This window comes from Thermus sp. FJN-A (genome assembly GCF_054655095.1).
The window spans coordinates 1-3,353 of sequence record NZ_BAAHSC010000181.1; the positions used below are offsets into that span (position 1 = coordinate 1).

Sequence of the window (3,353 nt, forward strand, 5' to 3'; positions counted from 1 at the left end):
AGAGGCCGAGGTCTTTGGCGAGGGCCAGGGCCTTGTTGTGCTTGCCGCCGAACTCTAGGGCGGCAAGGAGGGCGAGGGTGAGGATGGCGGAGGCGGGCGTTTTGGCTTGGGGGTCATCCTTGTAGCCCATGGCTTGCAGGGCGTCGTCTATAATGCAAAAGGCCGCTATGAGACGGGAAAGCATAGCGGCCACTATTTTTTCAGATCCAGGGGATAGGTAGCAACTTGGGTTAGGATAGGGGGGTGTTGCCCCTCCTCCTGGCCTGGCTCCACGCGGTCAACGATCTCTTTTCCAACTTCCTCACCCCCCTGCTCCCCAAGCTCATGGCCCACTTCGGGGTGGGCCTGGGCACGGTGGGCCTTTTGGTCTCCGTCTACTCCTTGACGGGGAGCCTCCTCCAACCCCTGGCCGGATTGGTGGCCGACCGCTTAGACCGCAGGCTTCTCGCCGCCCTGGGGCCGGTTCTGGTGGCCTTGGGCATGGGCTCTTTGGGCCTTTGGCCCCGGTTTGAGGGGTTGCTTTTGGTCCTGGGCGTGGCGGGTTTGGGCTCGGCCCTCTTCCACGCCTCCGGGGCCAGCCTGGTGGGGGAGCTGGCCCCTAGGGACCGAAAGGGCTTCTGGCTCTCCTTCTTCGGTTCTGCGGGGTATCTGGGCCTTTCCCTGGGACCCGTGGTGGCCCTTTTCGTTGTGGGGGCTTGGGGGCTAGAAGGCCTCTTTTGGCTCACGCCTTTGGCCTTGCTCCCCGCTTTGGCCCTCCTGCGGCTGCCCCCCGTGCGGGGGAAGGGAAGGCCTGCGGGCTTTCGGGACTTCCTCCGGGTCTTCCGGGGGGATGTGGCCCGGCTTTGGGGGATGGCCACCCTGCGCAGCCTGGTTTTCATGAGCTTTTCCACCACGCTCCCCTACTGGTTTGCCCAGCGGGGCCTTTCCGATGCCTATACCGCCTTGAGCCTTTCCACCTACAGCCTGTCCGCCACCCTGGGGGCCTTTCTGGGGGGTACCCTCTCGGACCGCTGGGGGCGGAAGGCGGTCTTGGTGGGCACGTTGTCCTTTGGGCTACCCCTTTACCTGGCGCTTCTCCTCCTTCCACCGGAGAATCCCCTTTACCTCTTGCTTCTTGCCGTCACGGGGGCGTTGATGAACGCGGGCATCCCCGTGGCCGTGGTGATGGCCCAGGAGCTGGAGCCCCGGCAGACGGCCACGGTGTCCGGGTTGCTGATGGGCTTTACCTGGGGGTTCGCCGGGCTCTTCTACGCCCCCATTGGCCACCTTATAGAGCTTTTCGGGGTGATGCCGGTTCTCTTGGCCTTAGGGGTTCTGATCCTGCCCGCCTGGGCCTTGGCGCGGGCCGTGAGGGGGCCCTTGCCTCGAGGGGCCTAACGTAAGATGGACCCATGAGGATCCTCTTGGCCACAGACGGCTCCTCCCAAGCTCGGGGGGCGGAGGTGCTGGCCGAATGGCTTTGCTACAAGCTCTCCGCCAAGTTGGTGGTGCTTTACGTGAGGGATGTCCGCCTCATCCGGGTACCGGAGCTTCTGGATTTTGGGGCCATCACCATCCCCTTGCCGGTCTACCGGGAGGAGTTGGAAAAAGCCCTCACCGCCAAGGGGGAAGCCTTACTGGAACGCCTGCGTAAAAGCGCGGAGGAGGCGGGGCTTCAGGTGGAGGTGATCATGGAGACGGGGTTGCCCCACGAGGTCATCCTCCGCCACGCCCGCTCCGCAGACCTTTTGGTCTTGGGGAGGAGCGGCGAGGCCCATGGGGGGAGCTTTGCGGGGCTGGGCAGCACGGTGGACCGGGTCCTCCGGGCCTCCCCCACCCCGGTGCTGGTGGCCCCCACCGACTACGTGGAGATCGAGGGGGCCCTCCTGGGGTACAACGCCTCGGAGAGCGCGGTGCGGGCCCTCCACACCTTGGCTTCCTTGGCCAAGCCCCTGGGGCTCTTTGTGCGCGTGCTGAGCGTGCACGAGGATCCGGTGCAGGCGGGAGCCTGGGCCTTGGAGGCCGAAACCTACCTGAAGGACCAGGGCATTCGGGTGGAGGCTCTGGCCTTTTCCGGAGATCCGGCCGAACACCTTTTGGCCATGCAAAGCCCCTCGGACCTCCTGGCCCTGGGGGCCCCGGTGCGCAGGTTGGTGTTGGGGAGCACCACGGAGTACGTGGTGCGCCACGCCGTGGGGCCTGTACTCGCTGTCCGATAAGGCGCGGCCCATTTGGTATAATAGACCCCTAAAGGGAAAGGGGGTCATATGACCGTTCGCCAGGTCCTGTTGCGCAAGGGCACGGAGGTCCACACCATCCCGCCTAAGGCCACGGTGCTGGAGGCCCTGCGGAAGCTGGCCCAGCACGACATCGGGGCTCTTTTGGTAATGGAAGGAGACCGGCTTCTCGGCATCTTTTCCGAGCGGGACTACGCCAGGAAGCTGGTCCTCCTGGGCCGTTTCTCCAAGGATACCTGGGTTGAGGAGGTTATGACCGAAAGCGTGGTGACCGTGGGACCAGAGGCCGACCTTTCCGAGGCCATGCGCCTCATGACCGAGCACCGGGTGCGGCACCTCCCCGTGGTGGAGGGGGGTAGGGTGGTGGGGGTCATCTCCATCGGCGACGCGGTAAAGGCCATCATCACCGAGCAGGAAGTGGTGATAGAAGAGCTTTCCCGCTACGTGATGGAAAACCGTTAATCGGCCAGCACCCAGTTGAGGGCAAGGCTCACCAGGGAAAGGATTAAGGCTCCCACGAACGCCTCGGGGAACCCCGCCACCTCGAGGGCGGTGGCTTGGGCCACCAGGTAAAGCAAGCCCCCGTTCACCACCAGGGTGAAAAGCCCCAGGGTGATCACGTTCAGGGGCAGGGTGAGGACGAGAAAGATAGGCTTAAGAACGGCATTGGCCAGCCCCCATAGGGCCCCGGCCACCAGGTAGTCAACAAGCCCTGCCCCGGGAGCGAAGGAAACCCCAGGGTAGAGGAGGCTCACCAGCCAGAGGGCCAGGGTGTTGAGCAAAAGCCGCGCCAAAAGCTTTCGCATGCTCCTAAGCTTACCGGATGCCTCCCTCCTTCAGCTGGTGTGGCCCCTCCGTGCTTAAGTGCCCTAAGGGGGGTTGCCACCCGTGCTCCCGCCTTGCCCCCTTGACACAGGTGCTTTGGTCTGGTAGTTTTTTCTTTGCGCTGCCTGGATGGTGGCGGGGGATCTTGAAAGCTGGGGTGGATGGATAGGAGCCCAGGGCCACGTGTGGAGCGTGGTCTTTGAGGGTCAAGATGCTAAGGGCCCACGGTGGATGCCTTGGCACCCGAGCCGATGAAGGACGTGGCTACCTGCGATAAGCCAGGGGGAGCCGGTAGCGGGCGTTGATCCCTGG

General features: G+C 64.3%; 4 protein-coding genes, 1 rRNA gene and 1 pseudogene. 4 read left to right on the plus strand and 2 right to left on the minus strand.

Annotation, left to right across the window (positions count from 1 at the left end):
• Positions 1–184 (minus strand): annotated as a pseudogene (locus ACYQ0J_RS07435) (IS982 family transposase); the annotation flags it as partial.
• Positions 185–243: 59 nt separating this feature from the next.
• Between ACYQ0J_RS07435 and ACYQ0J_RS07440 the strand changes: the two are divergent.
• Genes ACYQ0J_RS07440 through ACYQ0J_RS07450 form a run of 3 tightly spaced genes read left to right on the plus strand, consistent with a single transcriptional unit; the run spans position 244 to position 2,678 of the window.
• Positions 244–1,377: an MFS transporter gene (locus tag ACYQ0J_RS07440; protein WP_460171535.1), complete on the plus strand. Its 1,134-nt coding sequence runs from the start codon at positions 244–246 to the stop codon at positions 1,375–1,377.
• 14 nt (positions 1,378–1,391) lie between these two features.
• Positions 1,392–2,198 carry a universal stress protein gene (locus ACYQ0J_RS07445; RefSeq protein WP_460171536.1) on the plus strand — a complete coding sequence of 269 codons (807 nt, stop codon included), beginning with the start codon at positions 1,392–1,394 and terminating at the stop codon, positions 2,196–2,198.
• A 48-nt stretch (positions 2,199–2,246) separates the two neighbouring features.
• Positions 2,247–2,678 carry a CBS domain-containing protein gene (locus ACYQ0J_RS07450; RefSeq protein ID WP_460171537.1) on the plus strand — a complete coding sequence of 144 codons (432 nt, stop codon included), beginning with the start codon at positions 2,247–2,249 and terminating at the stop codon, positions 2,676–2,678.
• Here the strand turns inward: ACYQ0J_RS07450 and ACYQ0J_RS07455 are convergent.
• The gene (locus tag ACYQ0J_RS07455; protein ID WP_460171538.1) at positions 2,675–3,022 is read right to left on the minus strand and encodes a phage holin family protein; all 348 of its coding nucleotides are present in this window, start codon (positions 3,020–3,022) and stop codon (positions 2,675–2,677) included. The two genes, ACYQ0J_RS07450 and ACYQ0J_RS07455, sit on opposite strands and share 4 nt — an antisense overlap.
• A 223-nt stretch (positions 3,023–3,245) precedes the next feature.
• Between ACYQ0J_RS07455 and ACYQ0J_RS07460 the strand changes: the two genes are divergently transcribed.
• Positions 3,246–3,353, plus strand: a 23S ribosomal RNA gene (locus ACYQ0J_RS07460); the annotation flags it as partial.